Below are 14,343 nucleotides of genomic sequence, written 5' to 3'. Positions count from 1 at the left end.
CAGCAGCCGGGCCGAGGCGCGGCAGGCCCCCGGCGACAGGCCGCACGCCCCCTGCGGGTGCTTCAGCAGCGACAGCAGCGCCACCGGCGACAGGCCGGCGGTGACCGCCCGCACGACCAGGCGCAGGAACGCCGCCTGCGGGGTCGCGCCCAGCGGTTCGCCCGCGCTGTCGTCGGCCACCACGCCCCAGCGCGCCAGTTCGACCGCCACGCGCCCGGCCAGCCCGCGGTCCGGCGTCACCAGCGCCGCGCGCCGGCCGGGCACGGCGATCGCCTGACGCAGCACCAGCGCGATGGCCGCCGCTTCCTCCTGCTGGTCGGCGGCGCGCAGGATCGACAGGCCGATCAGGTCCACGGGCGCCGGGTCGTGCAGCCACGCGCCCAATGCCGCCGCCGGCAGCAGCGCGCGGCCCAGCATGCCCCCCCGCCCCGCCGGACACTCCGGCGCGCCGCCGCCCGGCGAGTCGTCCCATACCCCCAGGGCCGCACGATCCTGCCCCAGATCGGCCAGCAACCGCGCCGTACCGGCCTGCGGATGTCCGTCCGGCAGGGCCGACCACACCGCGTCGTCCAGCGACAGATCGACCCAGGGCAGCACCAGCCGCCCCGCCGGCATGTCCAGCACCGCGCCGAGCATCGCAGCGGTGGAGGGCATGGCGTCGGCGAAGCCCACGGCCCACACCCGTTCGTCCGCCGGCAGGGGGTCGGCGCGCCACCGCCGCGCCTGCCCGTGCAGCAGCGCCACCTGGCGCGCGACCGGGTTCATCACCCCCTGTTCCGCCAGCCAGGCCGGCCAGACGTCGGTGACGATGGACAGGAATTCCAGCGTCCGTTGCCAATGTTCGGCGAAATCGCCCTCGGCCGCCGCCGGCAGGCGCTCGGCCAGGTCGCATTCCGCCCACTCGGCTTCGTCCATCAGCGCGGCCAGCGCCTCGGCCAGCGGCCAGGCCTGGTCCACCGTCCGCACGTCGCCGAACGCATGGCCCACTTGCAGGATCAGCCACGTCAGGGTGGTCAGGCGGCGCAGCGGCTCGACCGGCGGCGGCAGATCCAGGGCCTCCAGCCCCGACAGCGCCAGCCCGGCCTCATCCAGCGCGCCGATCGCGGCGATGCGCGGCAGCAGCAGGGCGCGCCCGTCGCTGCGGCGCAGGAAAGCCTCGGTCAACGCACGGGCGGCCCGACGGCTCGGCAGCAGGATCAGCCCCAGCCCGGTGCGCTGCGGGTCGTCCCCCACCTCGGCCATCCAGCGGGCCGCGACCTGATCCAGAAACGGGACATGAGGCGGGATCGTGACCGCACGGGTCATACGATCGCATCCCCGTTCGCCGCGTCCGGGTCGCGCGCGGCGCGCAGGGCGTGCGACGCGGCCTCCAGGTCCTGCGGGCGGGACAGGTGGCACCACAGCCCGTCATGCACGATGCCGGCCAGCCGCCCCCGCCCGATCGCCCGGTCCCACAGCGCGTTCATGTTGAAGCCCCCCGCCGGCGCATCCGCGAACAGGGCCGGCGTTGCGATCTGCACGCCCGCGAACACATAGGGCGTCAACGCCCCTTCGGCCGGCCGGCGCAGGATGCCGGCGGAGTCCAGCGTGAAATCCCCACGCCCGACCTCGCCCACCGCGCGGGTCACCCCCGCCAGCAGCAGCAGCGCGTCCATCCGTGCCGGATCGAAGGCCGCCGCCAGCCGCCGCAAGGCAGGAACCGGGCCGTTCAACCACAGCGAATCGCCGTTCAGCAGGAAAAACGGATCGGGGCCCAGATCCCCGTCGCGCAGCGCGGCGGCGGCGCTGCCCCCGGTTTCCAGCAACGCGTCCTCGCGCCGGATCGCGGCGCGCGGACCGGACCCGGCGGCCGCGCGGGCGTCCAGCACCGCCGCCACGCGGTCGGCCTGCCAGAACGCATTGACCACGACGTCGCGCACGCCCGCGTTGTCCAGCCGGTCCAGCACATGGTCTAAAATGCTGCGCCCATCGACCAGCAGCAGCGGCTTGGCCGTATTCTCGGTCAGCGGACGCATCCGGCCACCCACCCCGGCGGCGAAGACCATGGCGCGGTCGGGTACGGGCACGCTCATCCGCCTTGACTCCTTTCGCCTCGGTCCGCCGCCAGCGCCGCCATCACGGGACGGCCGTCCCAGCCTTCCAGCACCGCCTGCCGCCCGCCATCGTCCATGACCCGCATCTCGATCCGCAGGGCGTCCGGAGGGGTCAGTTCCGCCAGCCGATCGGGCCATTCCACCAGCACGATCCCCTCGCAGGCATCGTCCCAGCCCAGTTCGTGCAGCGCGTCGGGGCCGTCAAGGCGCCAGAGGTCGAAATGCGAAATGGTGCCGGACGGCGCGTCGTAGGCCTGCACCAGCGTATAGGACGGGCTGGGCACCTCCATGTCCGCATCATCGCAGGCGGCGCGCAGGAAGGCGCGGGAAAACACGGTCTTGCCCGCGCCCAGCACCCCCGACAGCAGGATGGCGTCCCCGGCCACGGACGCCCCGGCGACGGCGCGCGCCAGATCCTCGGTCGCCCCCTGGTCGGGCAACATGACGACAAGCGATTCCATGCGGCCATTCTGCGCGCGGGGCCACCGCCCGCACAAGGGCCACGCTTGCGCTCGGCCCGCGCAGGCCGCACAACCCTTGCCCAGTATCGACCCGCCCAGGAATACGGATTTCGACCATGACGGACGCCCCCTCCCTTTCGACCGATGTCGCCATCATCGGCGCCGGCCCCGCCGGCCTGTTCGCGGCGTTCGAATGCGGCATGCTGAAGCTGAACTGCGTGCTGCTGGACGCCCTGGACGAGGTCGGGGGCCAGTGCGCCGCCCTGTATCCCGAAAAGCCGATCTACGATATTCCCGCCCATCCGGCGATCGAGGGCGCGGCCCTGGTCGAGGCGCTGGACCGGCAGATCGCCCCCTTCGACGTGCCGCGCCTGCTGGGCCGGCGGGTGGAGCGCCTGACCGGCCACCGGGGCGATTTCGTGCTGGGCACCGATCGCGGCGACACCATCCGCGCCCGCGCCGTCATCGTCGCCGCCGGGGCCGGGGCATTCGGCCCCAACCGCCCGCCGCTGGCCGGGCTGGACGGGTTCGAGGCCACGGGCGCGGTCCAGTATTACGTGCGCCGCCGCGCCGATTTCGCCGGCGCGCGCATCGTGATCGCCGGCGGCGGCGATTCCGCCATCGACTGGGCGCTGTCGCTGAAGGACATCGCCGAGAAGATCTGGCTGGTACACCGCCGCGACCGCTTCCGCGCCGCCCCCGAAAGCCTGCGCCAACTGGACGAGGCCGTGGCCGCCGGCCTGATCGAAAAGGTCGTTCCCTACCAGTTGCACGGCCTGCACGGCGCCGACGGCGCGCTGGAGGGGGTGGAAGTCGCGACCCTGGACGGCGACACCCGCATCCTGCCGGGCAACCGCCTGCTGCCGTTCTTCGGCCTGTCGACCGACCTCGGCCCCATCGCGCAATGGGGGATGGATTCCGTACGCAGCACCATCCCCGTCGTGCCCTCGACCTGCGAAACCAGCCTGCCGGGCGTGTTCGCCGTGGGCGACGTGGCGACCTATCCCGGCAAGCTGAAGCTGATCCTGCAAGGCTTCAGCGAGGGCGCGATGGCCGCCCATGCGATCCACCCGATCGTGCGGCCCGACACCGCGCTGCATTTCGAATATTCCACCAGCAAGGGCGTGCCCGACCGGGCGTAAGGACTCCAACCCGGCATGCGGGCTCGTTCTGTATCCGGATCGTCCCTGCGGGGTGGCGTCGCCTCGCGCTCCTGTTATAGCATGGCGCCCTCTCCCTTTCGGAGGCCGCGATGCATCCCAGTGCGCGACAGTACCGCCCCGATCCGCCCGCCGCGTGGGCCGGTGGCCTGCTGACCATCGACCTGGGCGCCGTCGCCGCGAATTACCGGCTGCTGCACGATCGGGTCGGGCCGGGCACGACCTGCGCCGCGGCGGTCAAGGCCGATGCCTACGGGCTGGGCGCCGACCGGATCGTCCCGGTGCTGGCCGCCGCCGGCTGCCGCGTCTTCTTCGTCGCGCATCTGGCCGAAGGGGCCGCCATCCGTCCGCTGCTCGGGGCCGACAGCACCATCTTCGTCCTGAACGGCGCCATGCCGGGGACCGAGGCCGACCTGCACGGGCTGGGGCTGGCGCCGGTCCTGAACAGCATGGATCAGATCGCCCGGTGGCAGGAGCTGGCGCGCCGGCTGGACACCCCCCTGCCCGCCGCTTTGCAGGTCGATAGCGGCATGTCGCGCTTCGGCCTGTCGGACGGCGATGTGGACATGCTGATGGCGCGGGCCGCCCCCCTGGCCGGCATCGTCCCCCTGCTGGTCATGAGCCACCTGGCCTGCGCCGACGACCCCGCGCACCCCGCCAACCTGGCCCAGCGCACGGCCTTCCTGCGGCTGCGCGCGCGCCTGCCCCGCGCCCCGGCCAGCCTGGCCGCGTCGTCGGGCCTGTTCCTGGGGCCGGACTGGCGGTTCGACATGGTCCGTCCGGGGGCGGCGCTGTACGGCATCAACCCGACGCCGGGCCACCCCAACCCGATGCGCCCGGTGGTGCGCCTCCAGGCCCGCGTCGTGCAGACGCGATGGATCGGCCCCGGCACGGCGGTGGGCTACGGCGCGGCCTTCATCGCCGACCGGCCCAGCCATGTCGCGACCCTGGCCGTGGGCTATGGCGACGGATTCCCCCGCGTGCTGGGCGGGCGCGGCATCGCCATCCTGCCCGGCCGCCCGGAGGTGAAGCTGCCGGTCATCGGGCGGATTTCCATGGATTGCCTGGCGGTGGACGTGACCGACCTGGGGGACGGCCCGCTGGACGCCGGGACCGCGCTGGACCTGATCGGCCCGCACAATCCGCTGGATACCGTCGCCGCCGCCGCCGGGACCATCGGCTACGAACTCCTGACCGGCCTGGGCGCGCGCTACCACCGCGCCCATGTCACCGACGATGCGGTCATCGACGACATGCAGAAAGGATCAAGCGCGTGAAGGTCATCGTTCTGGGGGCGGGCGTCATCGGCGTGACCTCGGCCTGGTATCTGGCGAAACTGGGTCATGAGGTCGAGGTGATCGACCGCCAGCCGGCGGCGGCGATGGAAACCTCGTTCGCCAATGCCGGACAGGTCTCGCCAGGCTATTCCACGCCCTGGGCGATGCCCGGCCTGCCCCGCAAGGCGCTGGGCTGGATGCTGAAGAAGCACAGCCCGCTGGTCATCCGCCCGCGCGTCGATTTCGCGATGTTCCGCTGGATGACCCAGCTTCTGCTGAACTGCAACGAACATGCCTACGACATCAACAAGACCCGGATGCTGCGGATCGCGGAATACAGCCGCGACTGCCTGACCGCGCTGCGCGACGAAACCGGCATCACCTACAACGACCGCCAGCGCGGGCTGATCCAGCTGTTCCGCACCGACGAACAGGTCGCGCACGCCCAGGACGACATGCGCCTGCTGGCCGAAAGCGGCGTGCCGCACGACTTGCTGGATGTCGAACGCATCATTGCGCGCGAACCCGGCCTGGCGCAGGCGCGGCATCTGCTGAAGGGCGGGCTGTTCCTGCCCGGCGACGAATCGGGCGACGCCCACATGTTCACCCAGCGCCTGGCGCAGAAGGCCGAGGAACTGGGCGTCACCTTCCGCTACGAGACATCCATCGAGGCCCTGGAACCCGGCGCGACCGAGATCCTGGGCGTGCGGACCACGGCCGGGCGGATCACCGGCGACGCCTACGTGCTGGCGCTGGGCAGCTATTCGCCGCTGCTGCTGCGGCCGCTGGGCATCCGCATGCCAGTCTATCCGGTGAAGGGCTATTCCCTGACCGTGCCGCTGACCGATGAAAGCCGCGCCCCGGTCTCGACGGTGAATGACGAGACCTACAAGGTGGCGATCACGCGGCTGGGCGAGCGGATCCGCATCGGCGGCACCGCCGAACTGACCGGCTACGACCTGCGGCTCAGCCCCGACCGGCGCCAGACGCTGGAACTTTCCTTCTCGGAACTGTTCGGCGGCGGCGACCTGTCGCGCGCCACCTACTGGACCGGCCTGCGGCCGAACACACCCGACGGCACGCCGATCGTCGGCCCGTCCGGCCGCTTCGGCAACCTGTGGCTCAATACCGGGCACGGGACCCTGGGCTGGACCATGGCCTGCGGCTCGGGCCGGCTGCTGGCCGACCTGATCGCCGGCCGGCGACCCAACATCCCGCATCTGGACCTGTCGATCGACCGGTACGCGTCGTAGGCACAAAAAAAGGGCGGAGGCGGGTTACCCCGTCTCCGCCCTTTTTCGTACCGGCCGGGACCGAAATCCTGGCCGGCCGTCATCGGCGACCGATCAGTTGGCGGCCGGCGGCGTGGTCTTCTTGTGGTGCTTGTTGTGATGCTTCTTCGCCTTCGGCGCCTCGGTGGGGGCGGCCGGAGCGGTCGGGGCGGCGGGGGCAGCGGCCTCGGGCGCGGCCGGAGCAGCGGGGGCAGCCGGAGCAGCAGGGGCCTCCTGCGCGATCGCCGGAACGGCTGCGCCCATCAGGGCAACAGTCGAAAGGGCGGCCAGGAACCGACGAGTCGAAACGATCATAGAATCTCTCCAGAAATCAGGACGTCATCCCAATGCCTATAGACCGATGCCCGGAGACGCCCCCCGATTCGAGGAAGCATGATGCCGCACACGGTCTGGCGTGCTTTTGCTAGCATGCCGGACCATGTGCGTCTCGCATTAAAATACGTAAATCTAAGGCCAGTCTAACTTGTAGTGCCTTAATTGCAACGCAATCGCAATTTCTGAAACATTACGAATGATGTCTGGCCGGGTGGCCCGCCGTCCTGGCGGACCACCCGGCCCTGGCGATCAGTTGGACGCGCCCTTGCCGCGCTTCTTGCGCTCATGCGGGTCGAGGTAGCGCTTGCGGATACGCACCGCCGACGGCGTGACCTCGACCAGCTCATCGTCCTCGATATAGGCGATCGCCTGCTCCAGGCTCATCTTGCGCGGCGGCGTCAGCAGCAGCGCCTCATCCTTGCCGGCGGCGCGGATGTTCGTGAGCTTCTTTTCGCGGACAGCGTTCACGTCCAGGTCGTTCTCGCGCGAATGTTCGCCGATAATCATGCCGACATAGACCTTCTCGCCGGCATCGACGAACAGCGTCCCGCGATCCTGCAACGAGTACAGCGAATACTGCGTCGTCGCCCCGTCTTCCGACGAGATCAGCGACCCGTTGCGGCGGCCCTCGATCGGCCCGGCCCAGGGCTGGTAGCCCGCGAACAGGCGGTTCATGATGCCCGTGCCGCGCGTGTCGGTCAGGAATTCGCCGTGATAGCCGATCAGGCCGCGCGACGGGATCAGGAAGGTCAGGCGCACCTTGCCGCCGCCCGACGGCTGCATGTCCTGCATCAGGCCCTTGCGGAGGGCCATCTTCTCGACCACGACGCCCGAATAGGGCTCGTCCACGTCGATCAGGGCCTCCTCGAACGGCTCCTCGCGCTCACCGGTTTCCTCGTTGGTGTGGAACAGCACGCGCGGGCGGCCGATCGTCAGTTCGAAGCCCTCGCGGCGCATCTGCTCGATCAGCACGCCAAGCTGCAGTTCCCCGCGGCCCGCCACCTCGAACGCCTCGCTCTCGGGGCTGTCGGTCACGCGGATGGCGATGTTGCCCTCGGTTTCCTTGAACAGGCGGTCGCGGATCTGGCGCGATGTCACCTTCTTGCCCTCGCGGCCGCCCAGCGGGCCATCGTTCAGGCGGAAGGTCATCGACAGGGTCGGCGGATCGACGGGGGTCGAGGCCAGCGGCTCGGTCACCTCGGGCGAGGCGATGGTCTCGGGGATCGTGGCCTCGGAAAGACCCGCGACGGCGATGATGTCCCCGGCCTCGGCCTCGTCCACCGGCACCCGGTCCAGGCCGCGGAACGACAGCAGCTTGGTCAGGCGCCCGGTCTCGACGACCGACCCGTCGGGGCGCAGCACGCGCACCGGCATGTTCACCTTCGCGCGGCCCTGCTCCACCCGGCCGGTCAGCACGCGGCCCAGGAAGTTGTCGTTTTCCAGGATGGTCGCGACCATGGCGAAGGGCGCGTCCTTGTCCACCGTCGGCGCCGGCACATGCCGCACGATCAGGTCGAACATCGGCGACAGGTCCTTGCGCGCGCCTTCCAGTTCCTCATCCGCCCAGCCCTGGCGGCCCGAGGCGTAGAGCATCGGGAAGTCCAGCTGCTCGTCATTCGCGCCCAGGGCGGCGAACAGGTCGAAGATCTCGTTATGCACCTCGTCGGGGCGGGCGTCGCCGCGGTCGATCTTGTTCACGACAACGATCGGCTTCAGGCCGCGCGCCAGGGCCTTGCCGACCACGAACTTGGTCTGCGGCAGGGCGCCCTCGGCCGCGTCGACCAGCACGACCGCGCCGTCGACCATGCTCAGGATCCGCTCGACCTCGCCGCCGAAATCGGCGTGGCCCGGCGTATCGATGATGTTGATGCGGGTGTCCTTCCAGACGACCGACGTGCATTTGGCCAGGATCGTGATGCCGCGCTCACGTTCCAGGTCGTTGCTGTCCATCGCACGCTCGGCCACGTGCTGGTTCTCGCGGAACGAGCCCGACTGTTTCAGAAGCTGGTCCACCAGCGTGGTTTTGCCATGGTCGACATGGGCGATGATGGCGATATTGCGGATATCCATAACGTGTGTGACCTGACTTCCTTCGCGGGGCACCCGACGGGCGCGCCGGCCGGCCCGGGCGCCCTTGCGTCACGGACAGGACCGACAGATGATTCCGTATTCCCGGGGTTGATAGAGGGGACGCACGCGGATTGCACGCGAAACTTCATGCCCCCACCGCCCGGCGGGGGCGCGCCCCGCGCGCAACAGCGTCCCGGCGGCCATAAGGAGACCATGTCCACGCCGCCCGCCAGTAGCCGGTGGCCGTTCGCGCGCCGCACCTGATCGGCCCCAACGGGGCGGGATAATCCACGGCGATCAAGATTCTGTCAGGCATCCTGCGACCCGGCGCCGGCCATGGCGCCCCCGCCAGGCTGACGGGGCGGGGGCGTCGCCTTCTTCCTGGGCGGCTGATCCGACAGGCGGACTACAGCTCCATGTCCTGGCGCAGGTTGACCAGCGGCCGCGCGCCATAATGGGAAATGATCTCGGACGCCGCGACGCTGCCCAGGCGGCCGCATTCGGCCAGCGAGCGGCCCGACGTCCATCCGGCCAGGAAGCCGGCTGCATAGGCGTCGCCCGCGCCCGTCGTATCCACCACCTGGGTCGCCACGGGCGCGACGTCGATCCGTTCGCCGGCGCGGATGATGACGCTGCCCTGTCCGGACCGCGTCAGGACGGCGAAGTGCGTGTCGGCGGCGGCATGTTCCATCGCCGCCTCGAAATCCTCGGTCTGGTACAGCGAACAGACTTCCTCCTCATTGGCGAACAGGATGTCGATATGGCCATGCACCAGGTCGCGGAAGGCGGCGCGGTGACGCGCCACGCAGAACGGGTCGGACAGCGAGAGCGCGACCTGCCGTCCGGCTTCGTGCGCCAGCGACGCGGCCCGGCGAAAGGCCTCCTGCGCGTGCGGCGGGTCGAACAGATAGCCTTCCAGGTAGGTCACGCGGGCGCTGGCCACCAGGTCGGCCAGCACGTCCTCCGGCCCGAACGAGACACAGGCCCCCAGATAGGTGTTCATCGTCCGCTGCCCGTCGGGCGTCACCAGCACCAGGCAGCGCGCGGTCGGCTGCCCGTCGGCGGCGCGCCCGGTCAGGAAGCTGGAGGGGAAGAAGATGCCCGACCCCTGCAGATCCGCGGCGAAGGCCCGGCCCGGGGCGTCGTCCGCGACCTTGCCCAGGTACGCCACCCGCGCGCCCATGTTGGCGGCCACGACGCAGGTGTTCGCGGCCGATCCGCCGCCCATTTCCCTTTCGCGGTGGATCAGGTTGTACAGCGTCTCGGCCCGCGCCGCGTCGATCAGCGTCATGCTGCCGGGGACCATGTCGTGATCCAGCAGGAATGACGGATCGACCGGGGCCAGGACGTCGATGATCGCGTTTCCGATCCCCAGCAGATCGAAGCGGCATCCCGCCCCCGCCCCCGCGCCACCGTCCATCGCGTTCATGTTCGCTCCCCCTGTCGGCGGCCCGGATCTTTCCGGTCGCCGCGCCATCAAATAACCAATATCGTCAATCACAAGCCCCCTTCGCTAACACCGGGACGAAAGGGTCGCAATGGCGGACATTTCAAGTCCGCAAACTTGGCGCTTCGCCCTTGTTCCGCCCCGACTCGTGCGTGTAATTGTACTGCACAGCGGTTTTTTGAAACCAATCTTCCAGCCCATCCGGCACCATCACAGACTGCATTCAGCGGGGTACCCTTGTTCAAACGACGCAAGCCCGAAGACGAGAAACCGGTCCGCCCGGCCAATCCGCAGACGAGTTTCCCGCCGCCGCCGTCGGGGGCTCCGTCCCCGCGTCCCGCCGCCGCATCCCCCTCTTCCGTTCCGTCCAAGGAGACCGCCGCAATGGCCCGCGCCCCGTTCCCGCCCGCACCGTCCCCCACTGCCCCCGGCACCCCCTCCCCGGCCCGTCCGGGCCTGTCCCCGGCCGGCCGCAAGGACAGCGCGGAGCGCCGGACATTGGTGGTCGGACGCGGCATCAGCGTGCAGGGCACCATCCAGGACGCCGAGCGCCTGGTGGTCGAGGGCACGGTCGAATCCTCGATGATCCACGCGACGGAGCTTCAGGTCGCCCAGGGCGGCATGTTCCGGGGTGAGATCGAGGTCGAGGATGCGGACCTCGCCGGCACCATCGACGGCACGCTGACCGTGCGGGGCAGCCTGACCATCCGCACCACCGGACGCCTGATCGGCAAGGCCAAGTGCCGCCGCCTGCAGGTCGAGGACGGCGGCCAGGTCACCGGCCAGCTGGAGATGATTACCGGCGCCAGCCCACTGCCCGGCGAGGTGGACACGACCCCCGCTCCGGTGGCCGCCCCGTCCGAGCTGGCCGAACCGGAAACACCCTGACCCGACCTCTCCCGCCGGTCCGCCGGCGGGGGATGCCGCGCCTCAAAAAAAAAGCCGTTGCGGAGTCCGCAACGGCTTTTTTCATTCCGCGCCCCGACCGGGGCGGAAGACATCTTCAGGCGACGTTGTCGCGCCGGTCGCGCAGCTTCACGTACGCAAGCTGGGCGTGCTCCACGCAATAGGGTTTGCCCGGCACCGGTGTCGCGCCACAGAAGTGGAAGCCCGGCGTTCCCGGATCGCCCAGCGGCCAGCAGCATGTCAGGCCGCTGCGGCGCGGGGCCGGCGGCGCGACGGCGCGCAGGGGCACGCGGACCTCGGGACGGGCAGCGGGTACGGCTTCCTCGTCCGCCGGGGGGGTAACAGGGGCTTCGGCCCGCGGCGCGGCGACCGGAGGCGCCACGACCGGAGGGGCGGGCGGAACCGGGGCGGCCACTACGGGACGCGCGACCTCGGCCGGGGTGGCCGCGACGGGACGGACCTCAGCCACCGGCTGCGGCGGCTGGGTCGTCGCGGGCGGCATGCCGGCCGGTGCAACGGACGCGGCCGGGATCGAAACCGACGGGGCCGTCATTTCCTGGGCCGGGGCGGGAATGGACTCCGCCGGGGTCGCGGGCGCCTTGACTGTCGAACGGGCCGATGCCGCCGGCCTGCGGATCGGGGACGGACGTGCCTGCAGACCCAGGCGATGCGCCTTGCCCACCACCGCGTTCTTCGTCACTTCCAGTTGCCGACCGATTTCAGCCGTCGACAGCCCTTGCTGCCAGAGCTCGCGGAGACGCGTGATCGTCTCCTCGGTCCATTCCATTGCCATGCCACCATCTCCTGACGAAGGATGACCGGAAATTAGGCTTATCTTGTGGTCGACTCAACTATTCCACCACAAAATCTTGTGGACAAGGCTGGGCATAACCTGTTCACAACCCCGGTAAAACCGGTGTGCGGATCGTCAGGCGCGAATCCGTTTCACCCGGCTGCCATCGACGCCCAGCAACATCTGCCCGGCCTTCAGCGCCAGCGCATCCTCGCCGAAGACCTCCCGGCGCCAGCCGGTCATCAGCGGCAGGTCGGGTTCGGCCTCCAGCGCCAGCCGGTCCAGATCCTCGGACGACGCCACCAGGCGGGGGGCCACGTCATGCTGTTCGCAGCACGCGGCCAGCAGCACCTTCAGCAACGCAACCAGCGCGGGCGACGGCCGGGGGCCATCCTTGCCACGGGCCTGGCGCGGCAGGGCCGCGTCGGGCAGCGCCCGGGCGGCGGCCACGGCCTCCAGCAGGCCCGCGCCGCTACGGCCCTCGGCGAAGCCGCGCGACACGCCACGGATGCGCGCCAGGGCGTCGACATCCTGGGGCGCCGTCGCGGCGATTTCCAGCAGGCTTTCGTCCTTCAGCAGGCGCTGGCGGGGCACGTTCACCCGCTGGGCCTCGCGCTCGCGCCACGCGGTGATCGCGCGCAGGGTGCCCAGCATGCGCCGGTTCGACGTCCGGGGCCGCATCCTTTCCCACAGGGTCTCGGGGTCGGGCCGGAAGGTCGCGGGGTCGGACAGGACCGCCAGTTCGGCGGACACCCACCCCATCCGTCCTTCCCGCTCCAGACGGTCCAGCAGCAGTTCGTAGACGGCGCGCAGATAGGTGACGTCGGCGGCCGCGTAGCTGATCTGGGCGGCGGACAGCGGCCGCGCCGACCAGTCCGAAAACCGGTGCGCCTTGTCGATATGCGCGCCGACCAGGGACGCGACCAGATTGTCGTACCCCACCTGGTCGCCATAGCCCGCCACCATCGCCGCCACCTGCGTGTCGAACAGCGCCGCCGGCAGATGACCGAAGATATGCAGGAAGATCTCCAGATCCTGCCGGGCGGCATGGAAGACCTTGACGACCTGCGCGTCATCCAGCAGCACGCCCAGCGGCGCCAGGTCGAGCCCCGACGCGCAGGTATCGACCACCACCACCTCGTCCCGGCCGGCCAACTGCACCAGGCACAGCTCGGGCCAGTACGTCCGTTCGCGCACGAATTCCGTGTCGATGGTGACGAAGGGCTCCTGCCGCAGCCTGTCGACGACGGCCGTCAGCTCATCGGTGGTGGTAATGAGGACAGGATCGGGGAAACCCGCTGAGGATGCGCGTGCCATGTCGTCCTGTTATCATGGCCCGATACCGGCGCGAAGGCTTTGGCGGGCGAAAAAACTGCCGCTTGACGGCGGGAATGCCGCTCTGACATCACCCCTCCCGGACATGGCGGCCCGGCCGCCCCTCGGCAACAAAGGACACGCGACGTGAGCGCACCCCCCCGCCCGGATGACGGCAGCCAGACGCTGACCCAGCTTGGACAGGCCTCGATCCAGCCCGCCAGCCCCGAGGAGGCGACGCTGGAGCGCGTCCCCGCCCCCTATCCCGACCGCCGCTATCTGGTCCGCTTCACCGCGCCGGAATTCACCTCGCTCTGCCCCGTGACCGGGCAGCCCGATTTCGCGCATCTGGTCATCGACTATGTCCCCGACCAGTGGATCGTCGAAAGCAAGTCGCTGAAGCTGTTCCTGACCAGCTTCCGCAACCACGGCGCGTTCCACGAGTCCTGCTCGGTCCAGATCGCGACCACGCTGGTCGATCTGCTGTCGCCGGTCTGGCTGCGGATCGGCGCCTACTGGTATCCGCGCGGCGGCATGCCCATCGACGTGTTCTGGCAGAGCGGCGAGCCGCCGCAGGGGGTGTGGATTCCACCCCAGGATGTGCCGGGCTATCGCGGGCGGGGGTGAAGTCAAGGCAACCAAAGGCCCTGGCCCGTTGGAAACCCGGGACTTTTGAAACGAACGGGATGCAAGGGCCGAGGCCCTTGCCGGGTTCGGGCAGAGCCCGACCTTCCCTCTACATATGAAAACAGCACCCCGAAGGGTGCTGTTCCAGCCGTCCGGATCGTCGCCGGCCCCGTTCAGGCGGCCGGGCCGCCGGCGGCCTCGATCTCGGCGCGGGCGGACTGCATCTTTTCCATCAGCAGGTCCAGCGCCGGCACGTTCATCTTGTCGGCGGCCTCGTACGAGGCCTCCAGCGCCGCCAGGCGGGCCTGGGCCGCATCGACCGACAGGTCGGACAGTACGGTCGCCTGGTCGGCCAGGATGGTGCAGCGCGTCGCGGTCAGGTCGGCGAAGCCGCCCGCCACGAAGAACCGGTCGGTCACCGCCCCGTCCTGATACAGTTCGACCACGCCGCCACGCAGCAGCAGCATCATCGGCGCGTGGTCGGGCATGGCGGCGATATCGCCTTCCAGGCCCGGCATTACCGCCATATCGACAGCACGCGAGAACAGGACTTTCTCGGGGCTGACGATCTCGACCTCAATCGGCATG

At 70.1% G+C, this 14,343-nt stretch carries 13 protein-coding genes and 1 pseudogene; 5 read left to right on the top strand and 9 right to left on the bottom strand.

All coding sequences use genetic code 11. The annotated features are described in order from the left end of the window. From HLH21_RS13385 to tsaE, 3 genes and pseudogenes are all read right to left on the bottom strand, one after another. A pseudogene (locus HLH21_RS13385) lies at positions 1 to 1,305 on the bottom strand (double-strand break repair protein AddB); the annotation flags it as partial. Continuing rightward, positions 1,302 to 2,072 (bottom strand): nucleotidyltransferase family protein, encoded by a 771-nt coding sequence (locus HLH21_RS13380; protein ID WP_182944250.1) that lies wholly within the window; start codon positions 2,070 to 2,072, stop codon positions 1,302 to 1,304. The pseudogene HLH21_RS13385 and the gene HLH21_RS13380, both read right to left, overlap by 4 nt. Beyond that, on the bottom strand, positions 2,069 to 2,554 hold the full coding sequence (gene tsaE / locus HLH21_RS13375) for a tRNA (adenosine(37)-N6)-threonylcarbamoyltransferase complex ATPase subunit type 1 TsaE (protein ID WP_182944249.1): 486 nt from the start codon (positions 2,552 to 2,554) through the stop codon (positions 2,069 to 2,071). The genes HLH21_RS13380 and tsaE overlap by 4 nt, the downstream gene beginning before the upstream one ends. 116 nt (positions 2,555 to 2,670) lie before the next feature. On the opposite strand from tsaE, the gene HLH21_RS13370 reads away from it, so the two are divergent. From HLH21_RS13370 to HLH21_RS13360, 3 genes are all read left to right on the top strand, one after another. Next, positions 2,671 to 3,696 carry an NAD(P)/FAD-dependent oxidoreductase gene (locus HLH21_RS13370; protein WP_182944248.1) on the top strand — a complete coding sequence of 342 codons (1,026 nt, stop codon included), beginning with the start codon at positions 2,671 to 2,673 and terminating at the stop codon, positions 3,694 to 3,696. Positions 3,697 to 3,806: 110 nt separating this feature from the next. Beyond that, a complete protein-coding gene (gene alr / locus HLH21_RS13365) occupies positions 3,807 to 4,991 on the top strand; it encodes an alanine racemase (protein ID WP_182944247.1) in 1,185 nt (394 codons plus the stop codon). Further along, entirely contained in the window at positions 4,988 to 6,244 is a 1,257-nt protein-coding gene (locus HLH21_RS13360; RefSeq protein ID WP_182944246.1) for a D-amino acid dehydrogenase, read from the top strand. The genes alr and HLH21_RS13360 overlap by 4 nt, the downstream gene beginning before the upstream one ends. 93 nt (positions 6,245 to 6,337) lie before the next feature. On the opposite strand, the gene HLH21_RS13355 is transcribed toward HLH21_RS13360, so the two are convergent. From HLH21_RS13355 to HLH21_RS13345, 3 genes are all read right to left on the bottom strand, one after another. Beyond that, a complete protein-coding gene (locus HLH21_RS13355) occupies positions 6,338 to 6,577 on the bottom strand; it encodes a hypothetical protein (protein ID WP_182944245.1) in 240 nt (79 codons plus the stop codon). Between the two features lie 270 nt (positions 6,578 to 6,847). Then, complete coding sequence (gene typA, locus HLH21_RS13350) at positions 6,848 to 8,668, bottom strand: translational GTPase TypA (protein WP_182944244.1); 1,821 nt, start codon at positions 8,666 to 8,668, stop codon at positions 6,848 to 6,850. Positions 8,669 to 9,074: 406 nt separating this feature from the next. Continuing rightward, the gene (locus tag HLH21_RS13345; protein WP_373319636.1) at positions 9,075 to 10,097 is read right to left on the bottom strand and encodes an adenosine kinase; all 1,023 of its coding nucleotides are present in this window, start codon (positions 10,095 to 10,097) and stop codon (positions 9,075 to 9,077) included. 255 nt (positions 10,098 to 10,352) lie between these two features. Between HLH21_RS13345 and HLH21_RS13340 the strand changes: the two genes are divergently transcribed. Continuing rightward, complete coding sequence (locus tag HLH21_RS13340) at positions 10,353 to 11,003, top strand: bactofilin family protein (protein ID WP_246379734.1); 651 nt, start codon at positions 10,353 to 10,355, stop codon at positions 11,001 to 11,003. Positions 11,004 to 11,118: 115 nt separating this feature from the next. On the opposite strand, the gene HLH21_RS13335 is transcribed toward HLH21_RS13340, so the two are convergent. After that, complete coding sequence (locus tag HLH21_RS13335; protein WP_182944242.1) at positions 11,119 to 11,814, bottom strand: GcrA family cell cycle regulator; 696 nt, start codon at positions 11,812 to 11,814, stop codon at positions 11,119 to 11,121. A gap of 135 nt (positions 11,815 to 11,949) precedes the next feature. Next, positions 11,950 to 13,131, bottom strand: a complete 1,182-nt coding sequence (gene rnd, locus HLH21_RS13330; protein WP_182944241.1) for a ribonuclease D — start codon at positions 13,129 to 13,131, stop codon at positions 11,950 to 11,952. A 144-nt stretch (positions 13,132 to 13,275) separates the two neighbouring features. On the opposite strand from rnd, the gene queF reads away from it, so the two are divergent. Then, positions 13,276 to 13,755, top strand: a complete 480-nt coding sequence (queF, locus tag HLH21_RS13325) for a preQ(1) synthase (protein ID WP_182944240.1) — start codon at positions 13,276 to 13,278, stop codon at positions 13,753 to 13,755. Between the two features lie 173 nt (positions 13,756 to 13,928). Here queF and atpC read toward each other — a convergent pair whose 3' ends face one another. Further along, on the bottom strand, positions 13,929 to 14,342 hold the full coding sequence (gene atpC, locus HLH21_RS13320; RefSeq protein WP_182944239.1) for an ATP synthase F1 subunit epsilon: 414 nt from the start codon (positions 14,340 to 14,342) through the stop codon (positions 13,929 to 13,931). Between the last annotated feature and the right edge of the window lies 1 nt (position 14,343).

Source organism: Gluconacetobacter johannae (assembly GCF_014174305.1).
Lineage (GTDB): Bacteria > Pseudomonadota > Alphaproteobacteria > Acetobacterales > Acetobacteraceae > Gluconacetobacter > Gluconacetobacter johannae.
The sequence above is the reverse complement of the archived record's forward strand: the minus strand, read 5'-3'. Positions and strand labels throughout refer to the sequence as shown.

Coding starts and splice junctions, on each gene's coding strand:
- HLH21_RS13380 (WP_182944250.1), bottom strand. CDS start 2,072: ATGAGCGTGCCCGTACCCGACCGCGCCATGGTCTTCGCCGCCGGGGTG.
- tsaE (WP_182944249.1), bottom strand. CDS start 2,554: ATGGAATCGCTTGTCGTCATGTTGCCCGACCAGGGGGCGACCGAGGAT.
- HLH21_RS13370 (WP_182944248.1), top strand. CDS start 2,671: ATGACGGACGCCCCCTCCCTTTCGACCGATGTCGCCATCATCGGCGCC.
- alr (WP_182944247.1), top strand. CDS start 3,807: ATGCATCCCAGTGCGCGACAGTACCGCCCCGATCCGCCCGCCGCGTGG.
- HLH21_RS13355 (WP_182944245.1), bottom strand. CDS start 6,577: ATGATCGTTTCGACTCGTCGGTTCCTGGCCGCCCTTTCGACTGTTGCC.
- typA (WP_182944244.1), bottom strand. CDS start 8,668: ATGGATATCCGCAATATCGCCATCATCGCCCATGTCGACCATGGCAAA.
- HLH21_RS13345 (WP_373319636.1), bottom strand. CDS start 10,097: ATGAACGCGATGGACGGTGGCGCGGGGGCGGGGGCGGGATGCCGCTTC.
- HLH21_RS13335 (WP_182944242.1), bottom strand. CDS start 11,814: ATGGCAATGGAATGGACCGAGGAGACGATCACGCGTCTCCGCGAGCTC.
- rnd (WP_182944241.1), bottom strand. CDS start 13,131: ATGGCACGCGCATCCTCAGCGGGTTTCCCCGATCCTGTCCTCATTACC.
- atpC (WP_182944239.1), bottom strand. CDS start 14,342: ATGCCGATTGAGGTCGAGATCGTCAGCCCCGAGAAAGTCCTGTTCTCG.